The sequence below is a fragment of the Clostridium sp. genome (assembly GCF_029258205.1).
Classification (GTDB): Bacteria; Bacillota; Clostridia; order Clostridiales; family Clostridiaceae; genus Sarcina.
On sequence record NZ_JARHZJ010000091.1, the window covers coordinates 1 to 17,063 of the forward strand.

A 17,063-nucleotide genomic window follows, 5' to 3' on the forward strand; every position below is an offset into this window, starting at 1 on the left:
CCATCTACCTTCTACAGGGATTGGTGCTGGACCATGGTTTGGACCTTTAGCAATTACACACATTTCTTGAACTTCGCTTGAATACATCATATTCATTTCTCCTCCCTAAAAAATAACTTATAGTAAAAATTTACTATATCTATTCCTCTTAACAACTTGGGACTTTTTTTGTCCCTATGGGATATTAAATTACCCTCACGTATATTTTAACAAAACAATGGCGATGTAACAATATATTTCTAAAAATTTTTCTAAAAAAACTCAATATTTTTTATTTTATTACAACATTTGAGAATAATTCTCATATTTTTTTCCAAATTATTGAAATAATTTTTTTATTTTTCATCTATTATCCCTTTTCAATAAATATTTTAAAATATAATAAATTCAAAATTCATAAAATGTGTTTTATATCACATTTTACTGATTTTAAATTTCTCTATTTTTAGAGCAATATTTCTTTATACATAAAAAAGTCATACCATTAAATATATTTCATAATATTTCTACTTAATAAAATAATATATACTCTTCTATTCTATCTAATTTAATAATAGGTGCATCTCAAAATGAGATACACCTATTATTATTTTGTATTACTATCTTGCAGTTCTTAAAGTTAGACTTTCTTTTCTTGAAACTTTACCATTTGAATATTTAGCTGCAATCTTAAAGTTATAGATTGTGTGTCTATTTAACTTTTTAAATGTATATGAAGTTTCATCTTTTCCTATTTCAGCTATCTTCTTGCCATCCTTATAAAGAATGTATCCTTCTAAACCTTCTGTTGTTTCTGGTTCTGTCCAAGTTACTGTTACAGTTTTTTTACTAATTTTTGATGCTTTAAAATCTCTTACTGGATTTACAATAATTTCTGGACTAATTCCTTCAATTATATTGACTACTTTTTCAGTTCCTATAATCTCATGAACTACGCCTTTTTCATCTCCAATTTTTGAATTTGTTACGCTTAAATTACTTCCTTCAGCCCTAGCTTCTGCTCTTAGCACAACTTTTGCTAAAGCATCTTTAACTGGTAATGGTTCGCCAGTTAAAGAACTTATAAGCACTCTAACCTTTCCATCTCCTATTTTCTTAGAACTTACAAATACTCCATCTACAGAAGTTGATTCTACATATTCAAAAGCATTTTCATCATAATTTAATGTGAAATCATAAGCAAAAGCTTCTGAATTTGCTAACTCGTTTATGCCTACTCCAACTTCTAAGTTTTCTCCAACTTTAACTTCATCTAAAGCTTCAAGAGATGAACTTCCTGTCACCTCAGCATTTTCTTTTAACTTACCATGAACATTAAGCTCTGCAGCAGTAGCAAATTTTCCTCTACCATTTGCTTGATCTGAAACAGTATCTGTAACATCTAATCTTACATATTTAGCTTCAACGCTATTGAATTCTATAAATTTAATAGCTGCGTTATCTTCTAAAGTTCCTGATTTAACTTCTGTAAAGTTTTCTCCATCTAAACTAACAGATACTTTGTATCCTGTTATTCTTCCATTTTTGCTATCTTGTCTTGGGACATATTTAACTTTATTTATTTCATACACATTATCTAATTCTAAAGTTAAATAATGAGGACCTCCATGAGCAGGTGCTGACCATTTACTATGCCAAAAAGTATTTATATCACCATCTGAAGCAAAGGAAGCTGGTGCATTTTCACCTGAAGTCTCTTCTGACGAAGCTGTTACCTTTACTGTTTTTGGATTTATTAATGTTAAATCAAAACTTAAAGCTTCTTGTATAAATGATTGAGCAACCTTTTCAGATATAACTGCAAAGCTACTTAGAGCTGTATTTAATTTATTTTGTGCAATTTCTTTAGCACTTTCATAAGACTCTGTATTTCCATTTAATTGAGATACAATCATATCTAATGAAGCTTTATCACCTTGTGCTAAATTGATAAGCTCATCAAGTTGTCCTGAGCATTCTTCTAAAGCAATTTTAGGTAAATTTGCTTTTAGATTATTACAAGCTTCTTCCATTCTTGCAAATTCTTCGTATAACTCTTCTATAAGATCACTTGCATCCTCTTTAGAAGATAATTTATTCCAAAGTTCATCCATTTTAGCTCTAAGTTCTGGAGCATCTTCTCTTCCTGATTTAGCCCAAGTTTTATTATCCATTCTTGTTGAATGATTTGCAAATACCTTCATATCTTCTGCTAAATCACCATAAAGCATATCGATTGCTCTATTCCAAGCTTTATTATAATCATAGTTATCCATATTCCAGCTATAGTCTGCAGCTGTGTGTATTGATATCTTTGAAAGCTCAGCATGTTCCATTGGATTTACAGTGAAAAAATTTACATATTGACTTAATCCTTTGTCTAATCCATGCATTGGTCCTAAAGCAAGTTTGCCTTTAAAATAATCTGTTACTGGATAATTCCACCATACAGCCATATTTCTATTGTATATTCCACTTATAAGCTTTGCATCACTTAAAGGAATTTCATTTGTAACAACTCCAGGACCAGTCCACATAACTTCTATGCTAGGATCAACGGTTTCTGCAAAAATTCTAGTATACGCTCTAGGCTGTCCATTACTTACCATAGCTCCAGTATCATATTCTGTTGGAACTGTTATTAAGGGTTTTACATCCCCTTTAACCTTTACAAACTCTTCGTTAAATTTATTTAACACTTGAGCATGTTTAGCTGCACTTTTATCTTTAATATCATCCCAGTATATTGCAAAGCTTCTTACTCCCATTTTATATAAAGACTCTGCCTTTGTTATTAAGTGCTTAAAATCTTCTTCTCCTGCTTTCCCATCAAATCTTATGTCTATTCCTGGAGAAATACCAAAAACAAAATCAACCTTATTTTCAGCAGAAGCATTTATAAGTTCTTGCATTCTTTGCATTTCACTTTTTGGATATGGCTCTCTCCATTTTTCTCTGTGATATGGATCATCTTTAGGAGCATAAATATATGTGTTTAACTTATTTTCTCCATAAAATTCAATTTGATCTAATCTATCTTGATGTGTCCAAGGCGTTCCATAAAAGCCTTCTACAATCCCCCTAGCACTAACTGTTGGATAATCAGTTATATTTACTTCCGGTATATTAGATTCCTTAACTAATTGCTTAAATGTTTGAACTCCATAGAAAGTTCCATCTCCATCTTTACCCTCAATAGCTATTTTTCCATCATTTGAAACTAAAGCATATCCCTCTTCTTTTAAATCTTCTGCTGTAGTTCCATTTAAAGCTTGATCTAGCTCTGGGATATTATCATCAACCTCACCTATTATAAGAGTAGTTGAATTTGGATCATTTTCACTATTTACTTCTATGTTGTTTGCAGTTAAAAATTCCCTTAAAGCATTTACTGCATTCTCATCTGCCTCTTCTACACCAACTAAATTTATAGAAGAAGTTATCTTAAATCCATCTCCTACAACCTCTAAATTTTCTGGTATTGGATTTAAATTTGGAACTAAAACCTGTTCTTCCTCTCCAGTTTTAGGCTCTACAGCTCTTACAGTAGTAGTTATTAATCCATTTGCAATAAACATACAAGCAAAAGCTGAAGTTAAAAGTCTTTTAAGCATTTTTCTTTTCATAGTCCCTCCTACTTCAAAATATTTACATTACAATTATAATATTGTTTACAGTTTATGTAAATAGTTAAAAAAATTGGAGTTTAAAAAGACGTGTATCAAAATAATTTTTCAATAAACCTTACTTTGATACACGCTCTTTCTATAATTCATTATATATTTTTATCATATGTTTCATTATCTATTTTTATAATATTCTTCACACTTTTTCCAATTTATAATATCGAAAAAATAATCTATATATTCTGGACGTTTATTTTGATATTTTAGGTAATATGCATGTTCCCAAACGTCCATTGTTAATATAGGAATTAATCCTAAAGAAATAGGAGTTGATTGATCCTTAGTTGATATAATTTCTAATTTTCCATCTTTATCACTAACTAACCATGCCCAACCAGAACCAAAGGTAGAGATCCCACATTGTTTAAATTTCTCTTTAAATTTTTCAAAAGAACCAAAATCTCTATCTATAGCATCTGCTATTTCAGCAACTGGTCTATTGGAGCCTTTTCCTAAAATGCTCCAGTAGAATTCATGATTATAAACTCCACCACCTTGATTTACTAAGTCAGCCATAATATCTTCTGGCATATCATCTAAATTGCTTAAGATATCATATAAACTTTTACCATAAAGCTCAGGATGTTTTTCTAAAGCTTTATTTAACTTATCAACATATGCTTGTTGGTGTTTATCGTGATGAATTTTTACTGTTTCTTCATCTATTGATGGCTCTAAAGAATCATAAGAATAATCTAAAGGTTTTAATTTAAAACCTTCCCCTTTAGTTGAAGATGATCCACAATAAGCTGGATACATTAATGGATTTTTTTTGTGCTTTAAAAAATTATTTTTCATTTTTACCTCCTCATTTTTGAAATAATTTATTATTATTTTTCCCAATACCTATTTTTATATTTATTTTTTAATTTAATACTTTGTAAAATTTAAGTTTTAAATATATAATAGCTAATAAAAAATATACCTAAAACAATTATTAAGGTAAAAAAATATATTAAACATACTAAGACCTCTATTTATGCAACTTATTTACTTGATATATGTTATAACAATTTTATCCTAATAATAACATATACTTAGATTTCATTTAATTTTGACAATAAAATTTTATCGTTTTATAATTGTATAGTTAATGTTTAACAAAAATTCACTAAAATTTAATAAAGGAGATGATTAAGTGAATAATGCTAATGAAAACTCTAAAAACACAGAAGATTTAGTCTATAAAAATAGATGGTTTATATTAGCAGTATTAGTAATGCAACCATTTATGGCATGTTTAGATAGTAGCATAGTTAACGTAGCTCTTCCAATTCTTCAAAGAGAGTTAGGAACAACTATGGCTGGAACTGAATGGATTGTAAGTTCATATTTAATAATAATTTCTGCATCTATTTTAATCTTTGGTAGATTAGGAGATATGCATTCAAAAAGTTCAGTATTTACAAAAGGGATTTTAATATTTGTTCTTGGATCATTACTTTGTGGAATATCTCCATCACTTCCTATTCTAGTATTATCTAGGGTCGTACAAGCTATTGGTGCTGCTATGTTAATGGCAACTAACCAAGGTATTATAACAGATGTTTTCTCTCCTAAGGAAAGAGGAAAAGCTTTAGGTATATCTGGTTCCTTTGTTGCTTTAGGTTCTATATTAGGACCAGCATTAGGTGGATTCATAGTTACATATTTCACTTGGCACTATATTTTCTTAATAAATGTACCTATAGGTATAATATGTTACATATTTGCTAAAAAATATCTACCAATAAGAATTCCTAAGGAATCTCAATCAATGGATAAACCTGGAGCAATAATGTTTTTCATTGCTACAATCCTTATATTTACATCAATATTAATTAGCCAACACCTAGGCTTTACTAGCATATATGTAATCTTAGGATTAATAATTGGACTTATTATTCTTGCTTTCTTCTTAATCTTTGAGAACAAAACAAAAAATCCTATGCTTAATTTAAGTTTATTTAAAAAACCAATATTCTCAGTAAGCTTAATATGCGCATTTATTTCCTTTACTGCAATAAATACAATTAATGTTATTCAACCATTTTACTTAAATGACATTTTAGGATATAACGCTGGAAAAATTTCATTTATAATGACAGCTTATCCAATTGTATTGTTCGTTATTGCACCACTTAGTGGAACATTATCAGATAAAATAGGAAGTAAAATACTTACTTTAATAGGATTATTTTTAACAGGAATTTCAATGATTCTATTATCCTCATTAAATAGTAATTCAAGTGAAACAGCAATATTCCTTATGTTATCTTTATTAGGTTTTTCAAATGGACTATTCCAATCTCCAAATACAAACCTTATAATGTCATCTGTTCCTAAAAATAAACTTGGAATAGCGGGAGGTACTAATGCCTTAATAAGAAATTTAGGTCTTGCATTTGGAGTAGCAGCTTCAACTTCTATTTTATATGCAAAAATGAGTAAATTATCTGGCTTTAGAGTTTTAGGGTCCATTCCTAATAGACCTGATATATTTATTTCTGGAATGAGATTTGTTTATATTTTAGTTGCTATTTTATGTTTTATTTGTCTTATAATTTCTATAGCTGAATATATTCACTCTAAAAAAAATAAAAAGTAACAAAATAAAAGGTGCTGTATCAAAGTTTTTATTAAAATCACTTTGATACAGCACCTTTTTAATTATTAGTTTCTTGTATACTAATTATTCCTTGAGGATTATCTAAAACCTCTAATTTTGCTAAATTATCAGGATTACTAAAATAAATATCTCCTCCTACAAATACTAAAAGTGATAAGATTATCACTAATAAAATGTTTTTATTTCTAAAACTCTTCTTCATCAATTCCATCCTCTTAATAAAATAATAATCTAAATTAAATATGGTAAGAATAAAGTTCCTAAACCTAAGAAAAAGAAAAATCCACATACATCAGTTACTGTTGTAACAAACACAGCAGAAGCTAAAGCTGGATCTATTTTTAATTTCTTTAAAACAACTGGCACTAAGTATCCAGCAAAGGTAGCAGCAGTCATATTTAATATCATAGCTAATCCTATTACTATTCCAATTGCAGGTTTTCCTGACCACAAAACAGCAACTATTGCAGTTACTAATCCAGTAGCAGCTCCTGTTAAAATACCAACTCCAATTTCCTTAAAGAAAATTCTCTTTGCATTTTTAAAAGTTAATTCTCCTAAAGCTATACCTCTTACTATAATTGTTAAGGTTTGAGTTCCTCCATTTCCACCCATACCTGCAACAATAGGCATGAATGTAGCCAAAATTACAACCTTACTAATAGTTCCTTCAAAAAGTCCAACAGTAGCAGAAGCTAAGAAAGCAGTTATTAAGTTAACAAATAGCCATGGCAATCTACTTTTTACAGACTCACGTACAGTACTATCAACTTTTTCTTCTCCATCTACACCTCCTAGACGGTGTATATCCTCTGTTGTTTCTTCTTTTATAATTTCAATAACATCATCAATTGTTATTATACCTAAAAGCATATCTTTATAATCAACAACAGGTATTGTTAAAAGTCCATATTTATCAAATATATTTGCAACCTCTTCTTGGTCCATATCAAAAGGAACACTTATTACATTTTTATTCACAATTTCTGAAATTTTTTCGTCAAACTTGCTTATTACAAGTTCTCTTAAAGAAACTACTCCTTGTAATATTCCTAAATCATCAACCACATATATGTAATAAGCTGATTCAGCCTTTGGAGCTTCTAATTGAAGATACTCTAAGGTTTCTTTTACGCTCATAGTATCCTTTATTGAAATAAACTCTGTAGCCATTACACCACCAGCTGTATCTGGTGCATATGTCAATAATTTTCTTAAATCCTTAGCATCTTGAACTGACATACTTGAAAGTAATTTACTAGTTTCTTCACGATCTAGACTTGCCATAAGGTCTGTAAGTTCATCTGAAGCTATTAAATTTAAAACACTCTTCTTCTTTTCTTCAGGTAAACTTTTTAATATATTTATCTTTTCATCATCCTTCGCAAAATCTATAATATCAGCAATCATATTTTCTGGAAGTTTTTTTATAAGATTAATATTTTCCTTATTCTCTTCTAATAAATCCAATATATCAGCTGGATGTATATCATCTAGAGAATCAAATTTGTTAGTTGGATATTTAGCTAAAATATCCTTTAGTTTTTCTTTTGTTATTCTTTTATTCATATCATTTCCTCTTTTCTTTAAACAAGAGGAATAATACCTATCTATAGTATAATTTACTGCTTAAAGGTATATATAAATGTAACATTCCTCTTATTTTTAATTTTAATCTTAAGTTCCTACTAGGGGGAACGCTTTCCATTCATACCACCTCCAAAGTGCAATAAAAATATCATTTCTATATATCATATTAACTATTTTCAAATAATTTGTAAATAAAAAAATTTATAGTTTTTTTATATTTTGTAATATTTTATAAAAATAGTTCATAAATATATAATAATAAAAATTATAATTTAATAATTTTTAACCTCACTTTTTCTTATTTTACACAAGCATGTAGGATCTTCTATGAATATTCTTAAACTATATAACCTGTAATTTGTTTCTTTATGTTGTGATTCTCCTTTTACATTTTATTCATGTAACTACATGCTAAATCAAAAAGCAGATTAGTTTTTTTCTAATCTGCTTTTCACTTTAATTCTATATTATAAGTTATCCTTGATTTTAATCATAACCATATCTAATTTAAATTAAATTAAATAATTAAAGTTTCAATATTTATTAAAGTTAAATGCTCTTATCAAATAAGTATGATTTACCAAATGCGAAAAATTCTCTTGCATACATAGAGGGCACTAAATACCACTGAGTTTTGTTAGTATATAAATAAACATCATCATATCCATTCCTTTTTGCTAAAAGATTACTCCTCATAGCATGGAAATCCGTTGTAACAACTAAAATATCTAAATCTTTTATAGGCTTTCCACTTAAGTTTTCTATGATTCCCTTAGAATATTTTAAATTTTCATATGTACTAGTAGCTTTATTTTCAAGGACAATTTTATCTTTTGGTACTCCATTTTCAACCAAATATTTTTCCATTGCACAAGCCTCAGTTATACTTTCACCAGGTCCTTGTCCACCAGACACTATAATGTCTCCAGTATACCCAGTTTTCTCTAAATATTCTATGGTCTTATCTAGCCTGTCTTTTAATGTGGCAGTAAATTTTCTCCCCTTATTCCAGCCCCTAAAACAACTATATAATCACAAAGCTTTAAGGATTTTTTAGGATAGAAAATTATTGCACTTTCTATTATTATAAATAGACTTATGCATATAAGAGTTAAAAATTTTATAGGCTTATGCACCTTTTTAAACCATTGTAATTTTAAAAGCTTATTTATTAAAAGAGTGTATAATATAATACTTACGCCTAATATTAAGTAAAAAAAGCTAAATGTTGTCTTTCCACTTAAAATATTAACTAAGATGTAATATGCTATTGATATCATTCCTATAAAAATTGAAATAAACTTAATAACTAAATTCTTCATATTAATCTCCTTTCTTAAATTCTTAATATAAAAATTTTACCAAAACTTTCTAATAAACTATATACAATAATATTACAAATTTACGTAAAAATCCACTAAATTTACTCTTGTATTTTCACGATAAATTACTTTTTAAGAAAACATATTAAAATCAACTTAAATTTTAAGATAGAACTAAAACTAAAATTCTAAAAGAAATATGTTTAAATTTCATATTATATGAAATAATATTAATGTTTAGACTTTTTAAATTTAAGGAGATGTATTTATGAGTAGTAGAACTGGAATAGTAAAATGGTTTAATCAAGAGAAAGGCTATGGCTTTATTTCTTGTGACGAAGGTAATGATGTGTTTGTACATATATCACAAGTTAAGGAAAAAGGAACTGAAAAAGATTTACATGAAGGTGAAAATGTTTCTTTTGATATAAGTGAAGGTGAAAAAGGACCAATAGCTATTAACGTTCAAAAGCTATAAAAACTAAAGAAGCTTCAGCATAACTAAAAACCTAAAACTTATACATAATATTAAGAGAATTCTAAATAAATTTTAGAATTTAAGATTTTACATTGAAAAGTTTAAATTATTATAAGTTAAGCAAGTTTCAAAGTTTTAATAAAATATTCCGAGTAAATTTACACTAATAATTTATAGTGATTACTCGGAATATTTTTATAAGATTTATTATAGCTTTTAATAAATCTTCTTTCAAAAAAAATTTTACTAACTTCTTATAGAAAATCCTGTGTTTTCTATGCAGTTTTCAATTTCACTTTTACTTGTATGCTCATTAAACATAACTTCTATACTTCCTCTATCTACATCTACACATACATTTTGAACACCTTCTAAATTTTCTAAAGCATTTTTAACTTGAGTCTTATTTACAGAGCTTCCTAAGCCATCTACTAAACAATTAATTTTCTCCATACTAAATTCTCCTTTCAAACTAATGTTAAAAAATAGTATGTGTAATCTCAGCTTTTAATATTTATTTTTCAAATGGATAAATAATTTCCCAATCTTTTCTTAGCTTATTCATAATTTTTGTAACATCATATGTTAACTCTATACTCTTAGAATCTTTATTCTCATTTATTCTAGATTCCATAAAGCTAACTTCATAATCTAAGGCCTTTTCCTCTTCTCCACACTCTATACCTTCCACTGTTCCATCCAGGTAGTTTATGGTTGCCTTATTAGCTCTTGGAAAATTATCAATTGTTATAAATCCATTGTCGCAAGAAACAATTCCTCTCTTAGGCATTTTAGATCTAAATGCTAGTGATATAACTGCCATTTCCTCTTCCTTTGTCTTTAATATTATTCCTGACTGCTCATCTACACCAGTACTAGATTTCTTAACTGTACTTAAGATTTCCTCTGGCATGCTAGATAAAAAGTATCTTGCAAAGGATAAGGCATAAGTTCCAATATCTAAAAGTGCTCCTCCAGCTAAATCAAGATTAAAGAATCTGTTATTTTCATCATATTCTTTAAAGCTTCCAAAGGAAACTTGAACCATATTAACTTTTCCTAAATCTTCATTATTTATTTTCTTTATAACCTTTTCATATAATGGCATATGAAATAGAGTCATTGCTTCTTCTAAAACTAAATTTTTCTTTCTTGCTATTTTTAAAGCTTCTTCTAACTCTTTTTGATTTACAGTTATAGCCTTTTCGCATAGAACATGCTTATTATTATTTAAACTTTTTATAATATACTCATAATGATTACTGTGTGGTGTTGCTATATATACTACATCTATATCTTCATCTTTTATGATCTCATCATAACTTCCATAAGCTTTCTTAACATTATTTTCCTTAGCAAATTTTTCTGCTCTTTCCTTACTTCTAGAAGCTACTGCATAAACCTCTCCATTAACTCTATTTAAAGCCTGTGCAAAATCTCTAGCTATATTTCCAGGTCCTAATATTCCCCATTTAAGTTTTTTCATTTTCTTAGCTCCTTTTTTTAATATAAAGTGTCTTATTTAAACTTATTTTAAACTAATAACCTACTTAAATCAAAAGTTATTTAAAACTAAATAAAAGGACCAATTATTAGGTCCTTTTAAAAATCATATATTTTATTTTTAATTAATATATGTATAAGTAAAATTCTAAAAACAATTCCTATGTTAAAATATAATTTTTTATTTAATTATACTTTTTAAGTTTCTTATAAATATACTTTCATCTAAATTTCTGTTTCTTGAACAAACTATAGCTGCTTGTATTACTGTTATTAGTATGGATGTATTTCTTCTGTAAGCAATATATTTATACTCCCAATTATGACAAAACTTCTCTTTAAAGCGTCTTAATCCTTTAAATGAATAAAGTGATTGTCCATTTTCATAAAATTGAAGGGCTAACTTTTCATTCCAGAAAGCATATTTAGATAAACCCACATTAGCTAAAGGAGCCATTCCCATGTTGAATATCTTATAACCCTTTTCTTTTCCATACTCAATTAAACTTATGAACATAAAATCCATAACTCCTCTTGGAGTATTTTTGCTAAATCTCATTAAATCAACTGAGAAACTTTCATTATCATACATATACATAATATTAGCAAAGGCTTTTATTTCCCCCTCAGCATCCTTTAAAATGGCTATAGGAGCTTTATTTAAATAATCCTCATCAAAGAACCCTACTGAAAATCCTTTTTCTTTTCTTCCATCTAACCATTCATCTGATATTTCTCTTAAAGAATCTAAAAATTCCTTTGAAAAAGGTGGTTCAACAATATGGAAAGTATAACCTTCCTTAGTCACCTTACTTCTTGAAGTTTTTAAACTTTTCATTTTGTTTCCTACAACTTTAAATTCTTTTACATCAACCTTAGCTTCTTCTCCAATTTTCATAAAATCATACCCATTGGAGTGAAGATAACTTATCATTTCTTCATTAACCTGATAAAATACTGGTGTATAACCATAGTTATCAGCATACTCACAAAACTTTTCTATTTCCTTAAATAAATTTTCACTATTTCCTACAGGATTTCCTAAAACAAAAAGTTTATCTCCATAGACTTCATATTGAATAAAAATATCCTTATCTTCATTTAAATAAACATACTTATCATTTAGAAATACTAAATGAGTTAGTGAATCACCCTTGTATTCTTCTATTATATTTTCCACATATTCTCTACATTCATCAAAAGTCTTAACAGGAATTTTTCTTCTTATATTTAAAAAGTAAATAGTTACATATATTATAGTTACTAAAGCAAAAGCTATAAATCCAAATTTATATGCCATCTTGTAAGGCATTTTATGAACTATCCCAACATATTTAATATGTTTCCCAAAAGTAATTAAAATAAAGAAATAAATTGAAAAAGATGCAATTAAAATACCTGAATCTATTAAGGTATTTTTACAACTTACAACAAAACTATCTCTGTAGAACATTCTCTTACTTAAATATAAAAGGTAAGCTACAATAACTAAAAATACTAATTCATAAGGATTAATTCCATTTGTTAATGACAATATTATTCCTAATATAAGCAAAATAATACTTGCTTTATAAATACTTTTAGCTCTATATTTCATCATAAGAGCTGCAAGCATTATCAAAAATCCTAATAATACGCTCATTCCAATTGATAAACCTAATACCTGTTTACCTAAAATTTCTTTTAATAATTTTATCTTTAATAAATATTGAGGTGCTATATTGGATAAAACCATAATAGCTCCTGATATAAATACTAAAGACACCATTATCTTATAAGCCACCTTAGAAACTATCTCATAAGGCAATCCATTGAACTTTTTATTTATTTTTCCACCGAAATCATGGACAAAAAGTAATACACCTATAAGAGCTGGAACTATAAAATAACTTATTCTGTAAAGTATTATAACTAATAAGGTTTGCTCTATAGGAATACCTACTCCTTCTAATCCATTCATAAAACTTAAGTCAAAAGTACCAATTCCTCCTGGAATCATACTAATTATACCTATAACAGCTGCCTCAATATATATTGGTAAGAAAGTAGTAATACCTATCTTTGCTCCTGTTATTCTTAAAGTCGCATAAATTAAAATTATTGTTGTAAGCCACTCTAAAAATGATATGAATATAATACCTAAAGTACTAAAAAACTCTAACTTATTCCTTGTCTTGCTATATTTATAAGCTGAGTAAATTATAAAACCTGGTGCATATAATGATATTATTCCTATGGCATATTTTATTATTCCTAAGTTATTCCATGAAGATATTTGAATCCCCATATATGTACAACAGACTATTGATAATCCTGTTAAATTCAAGGCTACTATTTTACCAATTTCTTTTAATAATTTCTTTTTATCATCTACATAATCACCATAAAAATACTGTTTAAAAGCTAATGATGTAGCTCCTCCAAATCCAAGTAAACTTGCAATTGAACTTGCTATCCAAGAATACTTATATAGTTTCCTATTCTTCAATCTTATTCCAACTTTTCTCTTTAAAATAAAATCGTAAAAAGATAACGGAATATAAGAAATTATACCTAATGCTGCAATTATTAATAGATTTAAAAAATCTAGTTTATTTCTATACATAAAGAAATATTCTGAATTGAAATTTTTAAATACTGAAGTAAATTCCCTAACTATAAATAATATTACTACGGAAACAAATGCTATCTTAAAAAATAATTTTAACTTATCACTTATCTTTATATTTAACTTCACCTTTTATCCTCCCTATGTTTAAAATACAATTTTATTATACACTTTATCTTCCTTAAAAATCCATTGATTAATATTTCATTTACATTACAAAAATGTAAGAATTATTTCTCTTATATAATTTTACTTTATAAATATTACTTTAATATTTCGCTTTCCTTATTTTCACCTTAAAATATGATGAAAATAGTCATATATCAAAATAATTTTATTATTATATTTTAATATATCCTCTTAATATTTTTAAATTTAATCCTTATTATTTTTTTACTAAAGCTTTAAAATTCATTCCAAAATCATGAATATATAGAATTACCCCTATTGCTGCAGGCAATATAAAATAACTTATCCTATAAAGTATTATTACTAAAAAAGTTTGTTCTATAGGCACTCCTAATCCTTTAAAGCCATCTATAAATGTTAAATCAAAAGTTCCAAAACCTCCAGGTATCATACTTACTATACCAATAGCTGTAGCTCTTACATATACATAAAAATATTCTGTCAACTTTATATGAGCCCCTGTAATAGCTAAGATTAAATATATAAGCATCATATTTAAGGTCCACTCCACAAAGGATATTCCTACAACTTTTAAGGTGAATCCTTCTTCAGCCTTTTTCTTTTTATAATTATATAATGAATTTATAATAACCAAAGGAGCATATGCTGAAACTCCGTATACTACATATTTTATAATCCCTAAATTTTTTATATCCTTAAATTCTAAGAGAATATAAATTATACATAATACAGACAATCCAGTTAAGTTTAAAAATATGATTTTTCCTATTTCTTTTAAAAGCTTCTTTTTATCCTTTACATGACTCCCATAAAAATATTGCTTAAAAGCTAATGATGTAGCTCCTCCAAATCCAAGTAAACTTGCAATTGAACTTGCTATCCAAGAATATTTATATAATTTTCTATTATTAATATCTATACCAACATTCTTTTTTAAAATGAAATCATAAGTAGATAAAGGCATATATGCAATAATACCAGCTATAGAAATTAACATTAGTTGTAAAAAATGCAACCTATCTCTATACATATTAAAATAGGTAATATTAAATTCTTCAAACATATTTTTAAATCCAAAGGCCACTAAAACTAATACTACTACTATAAAAGTTATCTTTAAAAAAAGCTTAACTCTATTGTTTAATTTAATCTTCAAATTTTTTCTCCCCTTTGCATTTATTAACACGTAATTAATATTATTTTACATTAAATCAAATAAAATTCAAAATTAAAAGCGATTCAAAAAATTTTTAAATCGCTTTTATTAATATAAAATTATTATATAAAAAACTTCTATACTTTTATCCTCTCTTCAAAAGAGTTTGTGCCCTTAAAATAATCCTCTATATTTAAGAATACATTTTTTAAACTATCTGAGTTTATTACCACATATTTTGATTTACTACTAGCACCTAAAATTGAGTAATTTGGATATTCAACTATATACTTCTCTTTATCTATACTATTATTATTTATAACAATTACATCACTACTACTTAAAAAAATATATAATTTCCTATCACTATCAGTTATTGGTGCAAAATTCTTTTTTTCCTTAATATCACTCTCATTTAAAATGTTTACTACCTCTTCAATACTCTTTTTCTCTAGACTACTAGGTAAATTATAGTAATTTTCACTTCTTTCTTTATTCATATAGTATTTCATTGCTATTACTTTACTTTCCTTCATTTTAAAAAAAGTATTTTGTTTAATAAAACTAAAAACAAGAACTCCAAGAATAAGCATTATACTCACAATAGTGAATCCCTTCTTTTTCCCCAAAAAATTACCCCCTATCTATTTCTGTTTATATAATTATATACTTATATATTTTCATAATACAACATTTTTATATAAATTAAAAGTTGATATGACAAATCATTGTATTTTGTTTTAAATCAAATGTTAATATTTTTAGTTTAATTTAAAAAATATACAAAAAAAGCAAAAGATACATTAAATATATCTTTTACTTTCTTTACTATTATTTAAATAATCAATTAAAGTTATCTTATTAAAGCTACTTGATTCTATATTTTTTAAATTTAAATACATATTATTTAAAATCTCACTTTGATCTTCTACTGAAAATAAATTTCCATAATTGCTTTCAAAATTAGTATATATATTTTCCTCTAATCTTTCTTTAAAGTTTAAAATTAATTCATCTATGCTTTTAATATACTCTCCCTTAAATAAATCTAAGGCATATAAAAGTTCTATTTCTATCTTATTTTCTATATTTTCATATCCTATGAACTTCTCTATATCAATTAAAATTTTATTTTTTAAAAAACCTTTATTGAAAAATTGTATTAGCTTAAAAAATCGCTTATTTAAGGATTTATAATCAACCTTTTCACACTTATATAAGTCATAATTCCTTGATTCTCTTATTCCTAGTTTATTTAAACTTTCAAAAAAATTCTCATAAATTATTTTTTCATATTTTAAATAAATATTAAATATTCTCTCATTTATATCACTTAGTTCTAAAATATCATTTTTTATTATATCAACTAATTTTAAATTAATATCTTCCTTTGAAGTTAATTTTATTTCCTTTAGTACAACTCTGCTTTTTAAATTGATATTTTCTTTAATTCTTTTAGAAGAACTTTCTATGTAAGTTATTAATTCAACTAAAAACTTTTCTTTCAACTCCTTACATTGAATTCCAAAATCAATTCTTAACTTATTATGATATAAATAATCCTTATTTAACTCTTCATTATACTCTTTAATAGTTTCTAATAATTTATACTTTAAATTTAATAAAACCTCATCTATTAATTCACATTCTAAATTTTTAAAATCTTCTTTGCTTATAGAGTTCATTTTTATATCTATCTCTTTAAATTTTCTCTTAGCTCCCTTCAAAAAAGAATTTATTTTATTATTCTCATAATTACTACTAGCAAAATTTTCTAAGGATTCTAACTCTATTTTTAAATTCTCTATATATTTCCTTAATCTCAAAGTCATTATTAATATTTTATTTTCTCTTTCATATTGTTTTATATCCCTATATAACTTTAAAAACTTCTCATTTAAATTTGATGAATTATAAAGAACATTATTTTCTTCTTTATCCTTATAAACTTTCATTTCATATTTCTTAACCAACATAGCTTTC

General features: G+C 26.3%; 12 protein-coding genes and 1 pseudogene. 2 read left to right on the forward strand and 11 right to left on the reverse strand.

Annotated elements, in window-relative coordinates; all coding sequences use genetic code 11:
- Positions 1-599: 599 nt before the first annotated feature.
- Positions 600-3,605, reverse strand: a complete 3,006-nt coding sequence (locus Q1J60_RS11395) for a beta-N-acetylglucosaminidase domain-containing protein (protein WP_300262281.1) — start codon at positions 3,603-3,605, stop codon at positions 600-602.
- Between the two features lie 174 nt (positions 3,606-3,779).
- Positions 3,780-4,463: a superoxide dismutase gene (locus Q1J60_RS11400; RefSeq protein ID WP_300262284.1), complete on the reverse strand. Its 684-nt coding sequence runs from the start codon at positions 4,461-4,463 to the stop codon at positions 3,780-3,782.
- Positions 4,464-4,803: 340 nt separating this feature from the next.
- Between Q1J60_RS11400 and Q1J60_RS11405 the strand changes: the two genes are divergently transcribed.
- Entirely contained in the window at positions 4,804-6,252 is a 1,449-nt protein-coding gene (locus Q1J60_RS11405; protein ID WP_300262287.1) for an MFS transporter, read from the forward strand.
- Positions 6,253-6,310: 58 nt separating this feature from the next.
- Here the strand turns inward: Q1J60_RS11405 and Q1J60_RS11410 are convergent, their stop codons facing one another.
- From Q1J60_RS11410 to Q1J60_RS13065, 3 genes and pseudogenes are all read right to left on the reverse strand, one after another.
- A complete protein-coding gene (locus Q1J60_RS11410; RefSeq protein WP_300262289.1) occupies positions 6,311-6,475 on the reverse strand; it encodes a hypothetical protein in 165 nt (54 codons plus the stop codon).
- 29 nt (positions 6,476-6,504) lie between these two features.
- Positions 6,505-7,842, reverse strand: coding sequence for a magnesium transporter (gene mgtE, locus Q1J60_RS11415; protein ID WP_300262292.1), 1,338 nt, complete (start codon positions 7,840-7,842; stop codon positions 6,505-6,507).
- Positions 7,843-8,412: 570 nt separating this feature from the next.
- Positions 8,413-9,185 (reverse strand): annotated as a pseudogene (locus tag Q1J60_RS13065) (YdcF family protein).
- A gap of 268 nt (positions 9,186-9,453) precedes the next feature.
- Between Q1J60_RS13065 and Q1J60_RS11430 the strand changes: the two are divergent.
- Positions 9,454-9,663, forward strand: coding sequence for a cold-shock protein (locus tag Q1J60_RS11430; RefSeq protein WP_300262297.1), 210 nt, complete (start codon positions 9,454-9,456; stop codon positions 9,661-9,663).
- Between the two features lie 246 nt (positions 9,664-9,909).
- On the opposite strand, the gene Q1J60_RS11435 is transcribed toward Q1J60_RS11430, so the two are convergent.
- From Q1J60_RS11435 to Q1J60_RS11460, 6 genes are all read right to left on the reverse strand, one after another.
- Positions 9,910-10,116, reverse strand: coding sequence for a heavy-metal-associated domain-containing protein (locus Q1J60_RS11435; protein WP_300262300.1), 207 nt, complete (start codon positions 10,114-10,116; stop codon positions 9,910-9,912).
- Positions 10,117-10,177: 61 nt separating this feature from the next.
- Positions 10,178-11,173, reverse strand: coding sequence for a Gfo/Idh/MocA family protein (locus tag Q1J60_RS11440; RefSeq protein ID WP_300262354.1), 996 nt, complete (start codon positions 11,171-11,173; stop codon positions 10,178-10,180).
- A gap of 174 nt (positions 11,174-11,347) precedes the next feature.
- A complete protein-coding gene (gene mprF, locus Q1J60_RS11445; protein WP_300262303.1) occupies positions 11,348-13,903 on the reverse strand; it encodes a bifunctional lysylphosphatidylglycerol flippase/synthetase MprF in 2,556 nt (851 codons plus the stop codon).
- Between the two features lie 256 nt (positions 13,904-14,159).
- Positions 14,160-15,080, reverse strand: a complete 921-nt coding sequence (locus tag Q1J60_RS11450; protein WP_300262305.1) for a flippase-like domain-containing protein — start codon at positions 15,078-15,080, stop codon at positions 14,160-14,162.
- Between the two features lie 137 nt (positions 15,081-15,217).
- Positions 15,218-15,709, reverse strand: coding sequence for a hypothetical protein (locus Q1J60_RS11455; RefSeq protein ID WP_300262308.1), 492 nt, complete (start codon positions 15,707-15,709; stop codon positions 15,218-15,220).
- A gap of 174 nt (positions 15,710-15,883) precedes the next feature.
- Positions 15,884-17,056, reverse strand: a complete 1,173-nt coding sequence (locus tag Q1J60_RS11460; protein ID WP_300262311.1) for a hypothetical protein — start codon at positions 17,054-17,056, stop codon at positions 15,884-15,886.
- Positions 17,057-17,063: the final 7 nt, after the last annotated feature.